13 protein-coding genes are annotated in these 12,986 nt (G+C 55.1%); 4 read left to right on the top strand and 9 right to left on the bottom strand.

Features of this window, described 5'->3' with window-relative positions:
• Positions 1-7 precede the first annotated feature (7 nt).
• From RDV48_14355 to RDV48_14365, 3 genes are all read right to left on the bottom strand, one after another.
• Positions 8-403 (bottom strand): Hsp70 family protein, encoded by a 396-nt coding sequence (locus tag RDV48_14355; protein ID MDQ7823978.1) that lies wholly within the window; start codon positions 401-403, stop codon positions 8-10.
• A gap of 142 nt (positions 404-545) precedes the next feature.
• Complete coding sequence (locus RDV48_14360) at positions 546-938, bottom strand: PilZ domain-containing protein (GenBank protein ID MDQ7823979.1); 393 nt, start codon at positions 936-938, stop codon at positions 546-548.
• Positions 939-1,106: 168 nt separating this feature from the next.
• Entirely contained in the window at positions 1,107-1,952 is an 846-nt protein-coding gene (locus RDV48_14365; GenBank protein ID MDQ7823980.1) for an MBL fold metallo-hydrolase, read from the bottom strand.
• Positions 1,953-2,090: 138 nt separating this feature from the next.
• On the opposite strand from RDV48_14365, the gene RDV48_14370 reads away from it, so the two are divergent.
• Positions 2,091-2,954 carry an EcsC family protein gene (locus RDV48_14370; protein ID MDQ7823981.1) on the top strand — a complete coding sequence of 288 codons (864 nt, stop codon included), beginning with the start codon at positions 2,091-2,093 and terminating at the stop codon, positions 2,952-2,954.
• Here the strand turns inward: RDV48_14370 and RDV48_14375 are convergent.
• Complete coding sequence (locus RDV48_14375) at positions 2,951-4,444, bottom strand: 6-phosphofructokinase (protein MDQ7823982.1); 1,494 nt, start codon at positions 4,442-4,444, stop codon at positions 2,951-2,953. The genes RDV48_14370 and RDV48_14375 overlap by 4 nt on opposite strands.
• 88 nt (positions 4,445-4,532) lie before the next feature.
• Entirely contained in the window at positions 4,533-5,918 is a 1,386-nt protein-coding gene (locus RDV48_14380; protein ID MDQ7823983.1) for an aldehyde dehydrogenase, read from the bottom strand.
• Between the two features lie 174 nt (positions 5,919-6,092).
• Here RDV48_14380 and RDV48_14385 point away from each other — a divergent pair, with 174 nt between their 5' ends.
• Positions 6,093-7,130, top strand: coding sequence for a zinc-binding dehydrogenase (locus RDV48_14385; GenBank protein MDQ7823984.1), 1,038 nt, complete (start codon positions 6,093-6,095; stop codon positions 7,128-7,130).
• A 29-nt stretch (positions 7,131-7,159) separates the two neighbouring features.
• On the top strand, positions 7,160-8,422 hold the full coding sequence (gene ablA / locus RDV48_14390) for a lysine 2,3-aminomutase (protein ID MDQ7823985.1): 1,263 nt from the start codon (positions 7,160-7,162) through the stop codon (positions 8,420-8,422).
• A 15-nt stretch (positions 8,423-8,437) separates the two neighbouring features.
• On the opposite strand, the gene yidD is transcribed toward ablA, so the two are convergent.
• Genes yidD through RDV48_14405 form a run of 3 tightly spaced genes read right to left on the bottom strand, consistent with a single transcriptional unit; the run spans position 8,438 to position 10,611 of the window.
• Positions 8,438-8,788, bottom strand: coding sequence for a membrane protein insertion efficiency factor YidD (gene yidD, locus RDV48_14395; protein ID MDQ7823986.1), 351 nt, complete (start codon positions 8,786-8,788; stop codon positions 8,438-8,440).
• Positions 8,789-8,840: 52 nt separating this feature from the next.
• The gene (locus tag RDV48_14400; protein MDQ7823987.1) at positions 8,841-9,608 is read right to left on the bottom strand and encodes a CoA-transferase; all 768 of its coding nucleotides are present in this window, start codon (positions 9,606-9,608) and stop codon (positions 8,841-8,843) included.
• Between the two features lies 1 nt (position 9,609).
• Positions 9,610-10,611: a CoA-transferase gene (locus RDV48_14405; GenBank protein ID MDQ7823988.1), complete on the bottom strand. Its 1,002-nt coding sequence runs from the start codon at positions 10,609-10,611 to the stop codon at positions 9,610-9,612.
• A 223-nt stretch (positions 10,612-10,834) separates the two neighbouring features.
• Here RDV48_14405 and RDV48_14410 point away from each other — a divergent pair, with 223 nt between their 5' ends.
• Positions 10,835-11,467, top strand: a complete 633-nt coding sequence (locus RDV48_14410) for a hypothetical protein (protein MDQ7823989.1) — start codon at positions 10,835-10,837, stop codon at positions 11,465-11,467.
• Between the two features lie 30 nt (positions 11,468-11,497).
• Here RDV48_14410 and RDV48_14415 read toward each other — a convergent pair whose 3' ends face one another.
• Complete coding sequence (locus tag RDV48_14415) at positions 11,498-12,742, bottom strand: helicase-related protein (protein MDQ7823990.1); 1,245 nt, start codon at positions 12,740-12,742, stop codon at positions 11,498-11,500.
• Positions 12,743-12,986: the final 244 nt, after the last annotated feature.

The following is a 12,986-nucleotide window of genomic DNA, read 5'->3' on the forward strand; positions in this document are numbered from 1 at the left end:
TGCCCCTTTATCTTTTCTTGCGCCCTCCGTCGAGGAGGTCCCTGTAGATGGTGATCTCCAGGTTGGTCCCGCCGTAGTCGTCGGTGGTGATTGTGGGGATCCTGAGCAGGTACGACTCACTCGCCTCGAGCTCCTTCTCGGCCTTGAGGGCGGCATCGTGGAGGCGCCTGAGGCCCAGGGGGTATTTCCTGAGGTCAATCTTTTCCTTGCGGTAAAAATAGCCGAGGGTGTGCTCGACGATCTTCTTCGCCCTGGGGTTCAGCTCGGGAAGGGGGAGCTTTGAGACGGGCTCGTCAACGACCCTCTTTATCTCGGTTTTGGGGGCTATCATGAAGATGACGAGGTAGAGTACCGCAATGACTCCGATGACGCCGGCGACAATAACACCGATGCTTTCAAACATTCTTCCGCTCCCCCCTGCCCTTTAAGCACCATTATACCACAGGGCCGGTGGTGAGTAAACCATCACTTCATAAAAAAACCCGGGGCACCGCGTGGATGCTCCGGGCGACAGAGGGAACTCTGTCATGAGGTATGCCTGCTGCTCAGAACAGTTTGTTCTTGGGATCAAACTCATCGAGACGGTACTTGTCGATGAATTTCTCGAAGAACCTCGTGTCCTCATCGCTCATGGAAATAATCTCGATTCCGCCCTCATAGAAGGACTTGCCGTACATCATCTTCCTGTCGCACCATACGACACGGCCCTTGGCAGAAATCGTCGGGAAATGCGAATGGAGCAGGACCTTCATCGCGATAATCTCGCCTGCGAAGAGCTTTTTCGAGGAGACAAATTTTATCCCGTGCACGTTGACATTTTCCGTCATAAGCTGGAAGGGATCCTGGTGCTCCTGGCTCTGGCAGCTCACTATCAGAAGCATCTTGATGCGCTTGAGCTTTCTCCTGTCCGTATCATGCGAGGAGGCCTGAGCTTTCACCGGGGCAGTCTCCTTCTGCCGTTTCAGTATTGGCCACATATAATCACCCTTTCTTGTTGTTTCCCCCTCTTCTATTGTAACGTATTGAGCTGAATTGTAATACCTGCACATGAACTATAGTGAAGCCGCCAAAAGAACTATTGAGAATTCTTCCCATTAATAACTTTGCTACGGTTTTTTTTCGGCAGGGAGCGTGAAGGCAGGGAAAAAATAGGCATAAAGGGTACGGATGGTGAAATTTTTCCAGTCAAGCCCGTCGGAGGCCTTTTTCTCGTAATCCCTGTGATAGGCAAGGGTTCTCTCCAGCACATGATCAAGGTTCACGCCGTAGAGAAGGTTGTCTGCATGGGCGGAAAATATGGTATGGATTAAATAGCTCCTCTCGAGGGAAAAGCTCTTCAGCCTCGTGATGGACTCCTCTGCCTTGCTGCTTGCGGCCCTGTCCTGGCAGGGATCACCCTCAAAGAGCCACCAGTCGCCTGAGCACCATACTCCCCTGAAAACACAGTGAACATCGCCAAGAGAATGCTTGGGGCCGTAAATAAGAAAGAGAGGCTCACCGCCGAGGGTGAGCTCCAGGATATCAGAGAAGAAAATCTCGTTGAAGCTGGAGAGAAACCATTCCTTGCCGCTCTTCTCCTTCACCTCCGCCCAGGGGCTTCTTTTCGGCGCAAGGTGGCCCCTGGTCCAGTAATATTCAGACATCTTGAAAAAGAGAGGGGCCGAGTAATGGACCACAAAAAGAGCCTCTGGAAAGGCCTGCCTGTACTCATGGATCGAGGCGGTATGATCCCAGTGGGGATGGGAGAAAAAGAGGTAACGGCATTTCCAGCGCCTCTTCTCGAGAGCCTTTTTCACCACCATTGCCGGGTGCTCGGCCCCTGTCGTGGGAGGAGGCATTTCAAAGACCGCGCACTCACCACCTGCCTGAAGGAGCCAGGCACCTACCTTCCAGGTGCTGAAACGACCTGCAAGGAATATACCCTCTGCTTTTTCTTCCAGCTTGAAATCCATTGTTTTTCTCTGGCCGGGGATTTTTCCTATTAGTTCTCTCTTGGTGCGGTGGGCCCCTTTATTTGGCAGGAAGGGAGGAAAATATGGTATAATGATGTGGTAAGACATGCCCTTGATATATGTGAAAAGGAGATGCCTATGAACAGGGATTATTTCATCGACTGGGCCGATTTTCTGGACGATGACGAGAAAAAGGCGTACGGCGAGATCCAGCAGTGGGAAGAGAGGCCCCCCTCGCAGCTTTCCCTCATGAAATCATTGACGGTGCCCCTTATCAACGAGGCAAGGAAGCTCTCGCCGGATCTTGCCGACAAGGTCGCCGCTGCGGTGAAGGAAGCCCTCACGTCCCTCAGGGACTACGCAGGGATGACTGTCATACCTGATTCCATTGAGAACAAGATCAAGGCCATTGCCTGCTCCATGCCCGCTTCAGGTGACGGCGCCGAGCTGTACACCCCCCTGGCATGCTTCGACAGGGCGGCAAGGGAATGCATACTCTTCAACACGGCCTTTGCCACCGTGGAGGGGGTGATGTCAGGAGCTCTCGGCATCACAGGCATGCTCATTGACATCCCGATGCTCTACACGATGCTTTTCAGAGTCATTCAGGAAACGGGCCTCTGTTTCGGCTACTTCATCAACAGCCCCGAGGAGAAGCTCTACGTGATGAAAATCCTGGAGCTGGGCCACACTCCCGAGGACTCGGCGAGGAAGGAGGCCATAGGAGAGCTTTACACCCTCCACAAAGCCATAAGCGGGGGAGTATCCCTTAACACCCTTAAGGCAAAAGGCGCAATAACGGGCTTTGAGGCCGTCTCGGAAAAGATTGCCGCGGCCTTCTCCAGGAGAAGGCTGAGAAACATATTCATGCTCGCCGGGGGAATTCTCGGCGGAGCCGCGAACTTCGCCCTCACCCGCCAGGTGGCTGATGCCGCCTTCCATACCTACAGGAGAAGGTTTATCATGGACAGGGCCAGGGCCCGCATGAGCAAACGCCTCTAATACAGCCTGTTGGCAATTTTCGCGAGTTCTTCACCTACTGAGTTGTCCGTGGTGATCTCCTCAAAAGGTATGGAGCTTGTCTGGATCCCCCTGATGGCGGGCATCACCCTGGACCTGCCCTGTGAGGCGAGCTCCACCACTTTTTTCGCCATCCTCTGGGTCAGGGCGATATCGATATTGTTGGGGCTCGCTCCCCTGATGTCCCTGGAGAAGGGCTCGCAGTATATCTTCATTCTGGTCTTGAGGCCCGCAGCGAGCAGCATATCCCTGAAATACTCGGCTGCGTTGCCGCAGAAGTTCTTCTCCTTCCTCTCCTCTTTCCTGTAGCCTTCGGCCACGACAATCACTGCCGATTCTTTTTCCTCGAGGGCCTTTGCTATGCGGGGAATGTCATACTCAAGGCCCGGGAGCACAGCCAGGTGTGCGCCGGCGCCGATACAGGAGTTGAGGGCGTGAAAGCCGCCCATGGCGCCCATCATCTCAACGATATAGCAGCGGTGATGAGTCCGCGCGTCGGCCATGTAGCAGCGCACCTTTTCCGAGCCCGCTTCCACGCCGGTATGCTGGCCGATTGTCTCGGTCCCATGGACATCGCTGTCGATGGTGACCGGCACGAAGAACACCTGGACATGGTCAGGCAGATGTGATGCAAAGGCCTTGAGCCCGCCGAAAGTGCCGTTCCCGCCCACGCCGATAACGATCTTCACATGGCGGCTCAGGGCGTTTTCCACGGCCTTTTTCTGGTTGGCTACCTCCCTGAACTCCGGGAAGCGCTCGGACCTGAAATTCGCCCCGCGGGCATCGCGGAGCGGCGGTGTGAAGATCACGCCGGGAATGTGGTCAAAGAGGTTGAAAATCTTGGGATTATTGATGAGGCAGCGGAAGTCCTCATCCTTCCCGCTCACCAGCGAGCGGTAGCCCTCGGCAGTGATAAAGACCTGCCTTCCCGCCTTTTCCAGGGCTTCGGTGAGAAAGGCGATAATGGGGTTCTTGCCGGGGGCGCATCCGCCGTCCTCTATGATAAGGACATCCATGAACCGGTAAAGATCTGCTTCTTCTTGGAGATATGTGGCGATGTGCTTGCTGAATTCGCGGTAAATGCTCAGCATGGCTTTCGATGAGAGGATATCGTCACGAGTGATGAGATCATATTCAATGCAGATTACCACGCTCTCTTCCAGGGCTTTCAGGATCCCCTTGACATTCTTTTCCTCAAAGAGGGGCAGGAGGCCGAATAGCTCGCCTTTATCAAAGGTCGTGGTGATTCGCCCGAACATCTCATAGGCGAAGATTCCCTTTTCCACCACATAGGCGCACTTCGCCTTTTCTCCCTGCTGGTACACATACTCGCCTGCGGAGTATTTCTCGCGGTAGAGGTGGGCGGCAAATTTCTCCATCTGCTCCCGCTCCAGGCCATTGAAGAACGGGGTGCTCAGCAGAAAATCCACCATGGTGGGATCATCGGCCTTGAAATCAATTCTTTCTGACATATTCTGTTTTTCCTTTCCTCTCATTCCTTGCTCTGATAAACTCATTGAAGCCTGCAGTCAATTCGGATTTTCCCTGCTCCCTGGCAGCTTACCCGAGAAAGCCCAGAATTTTTCGAAATGCCGGGCTCATGGCGGGATAAGGGGGATACCTGAAGGAGGGATCGAGAAGCAGCGAGCGCTCCATCACGCTTTTCCTGTGGGAGAAGGTGTCAAAGGTATATTTCCCATGATAGGCCCCCATCCCGCTCTGCCCCACTCCACCGAAGGGAAGCTCCCTGGTGCTTATGTGCACCAGCGTGTCGTTTATGCACATGCCCCCTGAAGAGGTGCCCCTGATAACCTTCCGCTGGGTCTCCCTGTCTTCGCTGAAAAGGTAAAGAGCGAGGGGCTTGGGCCTTTTTCTTATCTCGGCAAGCACCTTATCCAGGTTGTCAAAATAGATCACCGGAAGCAGCGGCCCGAAGATTTCCTCCTCCATGATTTTACTGTCCCACGTCACCTCGTCAATAACAGTAGGCGCAATATAGCGCGTCGCCGCATCCGCCGCGCCCCCGGTGATAATGCGGCCCTCTTCCATAAGGGCCGTGAGACGCTTGAAATGCCTTTCATTGATGATTCTTGAATAGTCGGGGGATTTCTTCGGGTCGTCGCCGAAAAAGTCCGCAACGGTCTTTTGTATCAGCTTGATGATCTCGTCCGCTATGCCATCGTAAAGCAGCAGGTAATCAGGTGCCACGCAGGTCTGGCCGGCATTGAAGAACTTACCCCAGACGATCCTCTTCACGGCTGCTTCAAAATGAAAGTTTCTGTAGAAGATACAGGGGCTCTTCCCCCCCAGCTCAAGGGTGAGGGGCGTGAGGTGCCTTGCCGCCGCCTCCATCACTATTCGCCCCACGGCGGGATTTCCCGTATAAAACAGGTAGTCAAGGCGCTCCTGAAGGAGATACCCGGACTCCTCGACGCCGCCTTCAACGACATCTATATAGCCGGGCTCAAAATACCGGGGGATAAGGCGGGCTAAAAGCGACGAGGTATGGGATGATATCTCCGAAGGCTTCAGCACCACGCAGTTTCCCGCAGCTACAGCCCCTACGAGGGGCGCCATCATGAGCTGAAAGGGATAGTTCCAGGGCCCTATGATCAGGGTTACTCCGTAGGGCTCGCTGTGGAGCGAGCTGGAGCCGGGTGAGAGAAGAAGGGGCGTTCCCACGGCTTTCGGCTTCATCCAGGAATGCAGGCAGGTGAGGGCATTCTCAATCTCACCCTGCACGAAGAGCAGCTCGCCGAAAAACGTCTCGCTCTGCGGCCTGCCGAGATCGGCCCTGAGGGCCTCGTATATCTCGTTCTCGTGGCGGGTCACAAGCTCCCTGAGGGCTTTCAGCCTCTCGTGCCTGAACTGATACTCCCCGGTCTTTCCCGATTCAAAGAACGACCGCTGCCGCCTGATAACGGCTTCAATCTCCTGCTGTGTCATCTTTTTTCTCCTGATCCCCGGTTGCTCCGTTTCTCATGAGTATTCTAAACTCCCGGTTCCTGTTCCTGTTTGAGTGCCTGTCCCTCCTTTTTAAAAGGATTTTAGCGGAGCTTGTCCGAAAGCTATATGTTCTGCTGACCAAGGTAAAAGATTTTCCCACTATAAGGAGGCATAATGAAAGGATGCAGATTCGGCTCCCACCGGGTGATTGAACCTCAGGGGGTTCTCCCCCAGCCGGCCCAGAGAATTGATAACACCATGGAGATAAAGGACAACGAGATCCTGCTGGACGTGATACGCCTTAATATTGACTCGGCCTCGTTCCACCAGATTGTAGAGGAGGTGGGCAGGGATGAGCAGAAAGTGGCCGACAGGGTGCTCTCAATCGTGGCGGCCAGGGGAAAAATGCACAATCCTGTTACTGGCTCGGGGGGCATGCTCATTGCCAGGGTAGCAAAGATAGGGGCCGACCTCAAGGGAAAGATCACACTCCATGAGGGAGACAAGATAGCGACCCTCGTATCGCTCTCCCTCACCCCACTCAAGATTCACAGGATCAAGAAAGTGCTGCTGGATCAGGACCAGGTGGAAATTGAAGGGCAGGCCGTGCTCTTTGAGAGCGGCGTCTATGCAAAGCTCCCCGATGACATGTCGGAGACGCTGGCCCTCTCGATCCTGGACGTGGCAGGGGCCCCTGCCCAGGTCAAAAGGCTCGCAAAGAAGGGACAGACCATATTCATACTGGGCGCCGGCGGGAAGTCCGGCCTTCTCTGCACGGCCATGGCGCGGGATATAATGGGGAAAGAGGGTAAGATTATCGGGATGGTCCACAGCGAGCGCTCGGTAAAAACGGCTGAAAAGCTTGCCATGGCCGATGTCCTCTTCAAGGCGAACGCCACCAATGCCCTGGAAGTCTACAATGAGCTCCACAGGCTCACCGACGGCAAAATGGCGGACCTTGTCATCAACTGCGTGAACGTGCCCGACACCGAGATGACTTCGATACTTGCCAGCAGGGACAGAGGCACTGTCTATTTCTTCTCGATGGCCACCAGCTTTACCAAGGCGGCCCTTGGTGCCGAGGGCATAGGCTACGACGTGGACATGATCATCGGAAACGGCTATTGCAGGGATCATGCCGACATCTCCCTCGACATCGTGAGAAAATACCCGGTGCTCAGGCAGATTTTCCAGGAAAAATTCTCAAAATAAAAACAGCACTAAAGGAAAGGGATACCATCATGCAGACTCATCATACTCAGTACAAACCGTGGCAGCACATCACCGACAAGGATTGGTACGACTGGAAATGGCAGCTTGCGAACCGGATCACGACCATGAAGCAGCTCAGCGAGCTCATCAGGCTCAAGAAGGAGGAGGAGGAGGGCCTCATGCATGCCCTAAGAACCCTCAGGATGACTATCACCCCCTATTATTTCAGCCTTATCGATCTCAGAAATCCATATGATCCCATAAGGAAGCAGGCCATTCCCACCATCAGGGAGCTTCACGTGAATCCCCATGATCGCCAGGATCCTCTTGAGGAGGATGTGGATTCACCGGTGCCGGGCCTTACCTACCGGTACCCCGACAGGGTCCTGCTGCTGGTGACCGACATGTGCTCAATGTACTGCCGCCACTGCACCAGGCGCCGCATGGCCGGCGAAAAGGACAGAACGCTGCCGATGGATCAGATCCGCAGCGCCATCGATTATATCAGGAAGACTCCCGCCATAAGAGACGTCCTTATCTCGGGCGGTGATCCCCTCGTGATGGCCACCTCGAGGCTCGAGCAGATAATCCAGCTTATCAGGGACATCCCCCACGTGGAGATTATCCGCATCGGGAGCCGCGCACCCGTGGTGCTTCCCATGCGCATTGACAACGAGCTGGTGAGCATGCTCAAGAAATACCATCCCATTTACGTGAACACCCATTTCAACCACCCCCAGGAATTCACCGCCGATTCACAGGCGGCCCTGGCAAGGCTCGCCGACGCAGGGATCCCCCTCGGGAACCAGTCCGTGCTGCTGAGGGGCATCAATGACAATGCCGACGTGATGAAAAAGCTCATCCATCTTCTGCTGAAAAACAGGGTAAGGCCCTATTACATTTACCAGTGCGACCTCTCCAAGGGAATCAGCCACTTCAGGACTCCAGTAAGCGTGGGCATCCAGATCATGGAGTCCCTGCGGGGCCACACTTCAGGGATAGGCGTCCCCACTTACGTCGTCGATGCGCCGGGCGGCGGCGGCAAGATCCCCGTCATGCCCAATTACGTCATATCCCATGGACATAACAGGGTCATCCTCAGGAATTACGAGGGGCTTATCGTGTCTTACCCCGAGCCTGAAGACTACACTTACAGCAATGGCAACTTCACAGGGGTTATTGATGAGATTCACAAGTCCAAGGAGGGCATCATCACCCTCATGTCAGGGGATGATATTATCATAGAGCCCAAGAATCTTGACAGGAGGCGCACGCAGAGCCACTCAAAATAAAGAGGCTGCCGTCTGTCAGGGAAGATCGATGCCCCCCGGGGACCAGGGATTGCATCTCATGATGCGCCAGGCTCCCCGGGCAGTACCGCGCAAAAAGCCGTGCTTTTGTATTGACTGCCTGGTATATTCGCTGCAGGAAGGGGTATAACGGCATATCCTTATGCCATGGGCCTCGTATATCCCGCGGGAGACAGAGTCCTGGTATAATTCGATGACCGCCACACCCGCCCTTGCGCTGAATTGATGCGAAGGGCTCTGGAGATTGTCAAGCAACAGAAGCAGCAGGGCGGCGCAGAAAAACCACGTGACAGCCCTGCGGCTGCTCTTCCCCGACGCGCTCTCTCTCCTGCATTTTTTGACAGGCACCCCTTCTCCCGCGCTGATGATCCCTCACTTCCCCCTGGGTCAATGCCCTGGATTACCTTCCAATGATGTATCTCTTGGGATCGATTTTGGTTCTCAGGACTTCAAGCTCTTCCGCAGTGGGAGCAGGCGTCTGACTGATATCGGAGGCCTTGAGGAGCTCGAATCCCGTGTTTTCCTGGACATTTTCAAAGGTACAGCCAGGATGAATCATCTCGACGCGCATCCTCTTGGTCTCTTCATCATAGCCCATCACCGCCATGTCGGTGATTACCTTGTGAGGGCCCGTCCCTGCGGGGAGACCTGCCTTTTCCCTTGCGCCCGGCCCGTCGAGGAAGCCCGGCGTGGTGATGAAATCGACGCGCTTTACAAATCTCCTGCTGTCCTGCGGGGTAATCACCATGACCTTCCAGCAGAAGGAGGCGAAATCATTGGCGCCACCCGATCCGGGGAAGCGCACCTTGGGCCTGTTCCAGTCCCCGATGACAGTGGAGTTGAGGTTGCCGTACATATCTATCTGCGCGCCGCCCAGGAAGGTATAATCCACGAGCCCCCTCTGGCATGTCTCCATTATCTCGCACATGCCGCTCGCCATGATGGCCTTGTGGAAGGTCCTTGAATCGCCCACCGAGATAGGCATCGTGGGCAGCACGGGAGAGATCCCCCCCGCCTCGAACATCACCACAAGGGAAGGCGAATGGATGTGCTGGGCAAGCATTGCAGCGGCGCAGGGAGCGCCCGTGCCGACTCCCACGGTGGCCCCGTCATCAAGGAACCGTGAAGCGGCTACAATCATCATTTCCATGGTGTTATATTCTGTCATGTCACTCACTCCTTTGCGGCGATTCGATAAGGAACTCCTCGCGGCGGATCTCCTGCAGCCTTTTGATGCCGCCGCATACCTCGAGATACTCGTTGAAATCTCTGGTCTTGAGGATATGCTTTCCGAGGAACTCTGCGAACCGGGCCTCGTCCTTTTCCGTGCTGAGCCAAAGCGCGATATGGTCCTCATCGGAAAAATACTCGTAGGGCATATTCCCGGGGTAGCTCCCGTAGGGCACTTCACAGACGGCATCGACAAGGTAGAAAGGAATAGTGGTGAGGGTGGGATCGCGCCTTATCTCCTCATTGGGAACAAGGCGCTCGCATGTGATGATCAGGTGCTTTGCCGCCCTGGCAAGCTCAATATCAGCTACCGATATGCCCTTGAACCTTGCATTTCCATACACATCGGCCTCATGGACATGGATCGCGGCCACATCAGGCCACAATGCGGGGCAGAGCACATAAAGCTGTCCCGTGAAGGGGCATTTTATCACTTTCGAGGCGCTGTGCTTGAAGGTATCAGTTCCCATCATCACCCGGGCAGGGAGAAAGGAGACTCCCATCGCGGCAGCTTTGAAGCGGAGGGCCAGGGAGTAATTGGTCCACTCGCAGCACTGCACCTTGCCGCTTGCCATGTAGCGCCTTGCATTGGGTGAAAGCCCCCTGGCCTCGAGGCCCACAATATAGGCGATATCACAGCGGTTGAAAACCTCGCCTGCCGAGAGTATCTGGAAATCATGGGTCGAAGTGTGGCCGGCGAAGCCCATATTCTTCCTCCCCTGCCTCACTATTTCATGACAGACAGCCGTAGGGATCCTGTTAGCGCCAAAACCACCGATGGCGAGATAGTCGCCGTCATGGACAAAGAGCGACACCGCCTCTTTGACGGACATCACCTTGTGGTAAAGGGACCGCTTTTTCTTTCGAAAAAACTCCCTGGCCTTATCTGCGTCGGGCTCTGCGAAAAGAGGGCCCTGGCCGCTTTCAATGACCTCGTGCATAACGCTTCCTTCCTTTCCTGTAGTGCCCCTGGCCCGCCCGCCACAGGAATACAGGACCTGCGGGCAGCATTCGGGAGTCGGGGAATCTCTGGTATTTCTGATAAAAAGATTCTTTCTCCAGGGCTCCCCTTCCTGCGGTATTGAAGAGAGGCCCATCCCATGCTATAATGGTAGGGGCCGGCAAGATACGGGGCTCAATTTACGGGAAAAGAGGATATCCCTGGTGAACAGCAGATTCTTGAAGCATCTCCCCATTTTTTTTCTCATCATCGCAGTTATGGCGCCAATGATATTCACCATACTCACCCATCACTCAGGGGCTGCCCTCCTGAGGCACCCGGGAAGCGACAGGGGAACGGCCCCGCAGCAGGCAGGAAAATCCGTCATTACGAAAAGCCTGCCTGACAAAGAGCCCCTCCCCGCCGCGGGAGAAAAGCTCGCTGAAAAGATCTTTCTATTCATTGCCCTTATAGCCGTTCCTACCCTGATGATCGTCTGGTCCCTTTTCATCCTCCTCAGAAGAAGCAGGATGAAGCCGCAGGCCTCGCAGCCTTCAAAGAAAGTGCTTCTCAAATGCCCTTCCTGCGCGGCGGGGGTGAGCTGCCATGCACGGTTCTGTGAGCATTGCGGCATCCCCCTCTGCCATGTGAAAGATGCAGGCCCGGCCCTTCCCCGGTGCCATGTGTGCGGCATGGTCATAGGGACAGATTCCCATTCCTGCAGCAACTGCGGGACCCGCCGGGCCGACAGGGAGCGCGGCATCACCCAGGCCTCCCTTTCCCTGTGTCCCCTCTGCAGGATGCCTCTCAAGCCCATCTCGCGGCTCTGCGCCAGGTGCGGCATATCCCTGCAGTAGCCCCGGCGTGAGAGACCTCATAGGCGCTTCTCAGCGCCTTCCCCTTTTCCTGTGGTGGGGAGCGAAGCTGTAGACCATTTTCCCGTTGCTCTGGCAGCGTGTGGAGAACTTGACAAGGCGCTTGAGCTCCTTTTCCTTTGCGGGGCTGTCCCCCTCAAGAAGCAGGGCCTCGGAGTCACGCTCTCTCCGGCCCACCCTGCCGATGAGCTGCTCCTTCTCCGAGGGAGAGAAAGAGTGGCTGTCAGTGATGACGATAAAATCAGCCAGGGGTATGTCGATGCCGGAGCCTATGAGATTGGTGGAAACCAGAATCGAGGGGCACGAGTTTCTGAATTCATTCATCATGGGGATCCGGTGAAGCTTGGTCTTGATTGCTCCACGCTTCAGACGGGCTCTCCGCTGATGCTCCTGAGAATCGGCCATGTCGCCGTGGAGGGAAAAGACCGGCACGGAATATTGGCGCTTCAGATATTCTGCGATCACTGAGACTTCCCTTTTCAGCCGGGTGACGATGTATATCCTGCTTCCGCGCTCAATATGCTCACGGAGCCTGTCGCTTGCCCGGATAAGCTGCAGCACAGGGCTGCTGTTTCCCACGTCCTCGGTTTCCACGACAGTAGGCGTGGTGTCAAAAGGCTTTTCCTCCATCTCGACCAGGTTCTCCCATGCACCGTCAGACTTGAGAAATGACGCCACCGCTTCAGGTGTGGCGCTCATGTAAAGTATAAGGCCCCGGTATTTCTTCAAATGGCGCAGATGATCATACTCGTTGAAAGCGTTCACATCATCGACGACCAGGAGGCTTGCCGAGTCGAGAAGATGGCTGTAACGGGGGCTGTCTATCACCATTGCGCTGGTAATGATAAAGGCCGCCTTGCCATCGAGGCCTTCCCTGAGGGCCTTATCCCTTTTCCTGGGCTCTATTCCCCCGGTGATGAGGGAAATATTCTCAAGAGGCGTCCCACTGAGACGGGTCATGAGGTACTCGCTGTGCTGGCGGCACAGGTCCCTTGTGGGGGCAATGATGATCACGGGCCTCGAAGTGGCAATATGCTGCATCACACCAAGGCGCATCATGACCTCTGTCTTGCCCGAACCGGTAGGCGCCTTGAGAATGAGGCGCCTCTTCCCCTGCTTGATGCCTGCATTCAGGGCAGCCAGGGCTTCCTGCTGGTCGTCGGTAAGCCTGAACTCCTCGCCCTCCCTGATGAGGGCTCCCTCCTCGGCGACCTTCTGGCAGTTTTTTTCAATCCTTTTCCAAATCTCTCTTATCATATGACTCCCTCTTATTTACTGACGCACAGTATGCCTCAAGCATAATGATGCCGTCTGGTATGCTCCCGAGTAAAAATAAAGGCCTCGCTTTTCAATGCGGGCCTTTCTTATACTTATCATTATAATCCAACCTTCGTGAAAAACCACGATTATAATACCATGAACTCCCGGGAATGTCAAACCAGATGTTGGAGAGCCCTGCATAACTCGCAATGAAAATGCCTGTGGGAGATTGTGGACACAA

Source organism: Candidatus Eremiobacterota bacterium, from assembly GCA_031082125.1.
Classification (GTDB): Bacteria; Vulcanimicrobiota; CADAWZ01; order CADAWZ01; family Ess09-12; genus Ess09-12.

Bases quoted from the DNA above. Each gene is read 5' to 3' on its own strand.
- RDV48_14385 (MDQ7823984.1), top strand. From the start codon at position 6,093: ATGAAAGGATGCAGATTCGGCTCCCACCGGGTGATTGAACCTCAGGGG.
- ablA (MDQ7823985.1), top strand. From the start codon at position 7,160: ATGCAGACTCATCATACTCAGTACAAACCGTGGCAGCACATCACCGAC.
- RDV48_14415 (MDQ7823990.1), bottom strand. From the start codon at position 12,742: ATGATAAGAGAGATTTGGAAAAGGATTGAAAAAAACTGCCAGAAGGTC.
- RDV48_14365 (MDQ7823980.1), bottom strand. From the start codon at position 1,952: ATGGATTTCAAGCTGGAAGAAAAAGCAGAGGGTATATTCCTTGCAGGT.
- RDV48_14400 (MDQ7823987.1), bottom strand. From the start codon at position 9,608: ATGACAGAATATAACACCATGGAAATGATGATTGTAGCCGCTTCACGG.
- RDV48_14355 (MDQ7823978.1), bottom strand. From the start codon at position 403: ATGTTTGAAAGCATCGGTGTTATTGTCGCCGGCGTCATCGGAGTCATT.
- RDV48_14370 (MDQ7823981.1), top strand. From the start codon at position 2,091: ATGAACAGGGATTATTTCATCGACTGGGCCGATTTTCTGGACGATGAC.
- RDV48_14405 (MDQ7823988.1), bottom strand. From the start codon at position 10,611: ATGCACGAGGTCATTGAAAGCGGCCAGGGCCCTCTTTTCGCAGAGCCC.
- RDV48_14380 (MDQ7823983.1), bottom strand. From the start codon at position 5,918: ATGACACAGCAGGAGATTGAAGCCGTTATCAGGCGGCAGCGGTCGTTC.
- RDV48_14375 (MDQ7823982.1), bottom strand. From the start codon at position 4,444: ATGTCAGAAAGAATTGATTTCAAGGCCGATGATCCCACCATGGTGGAT.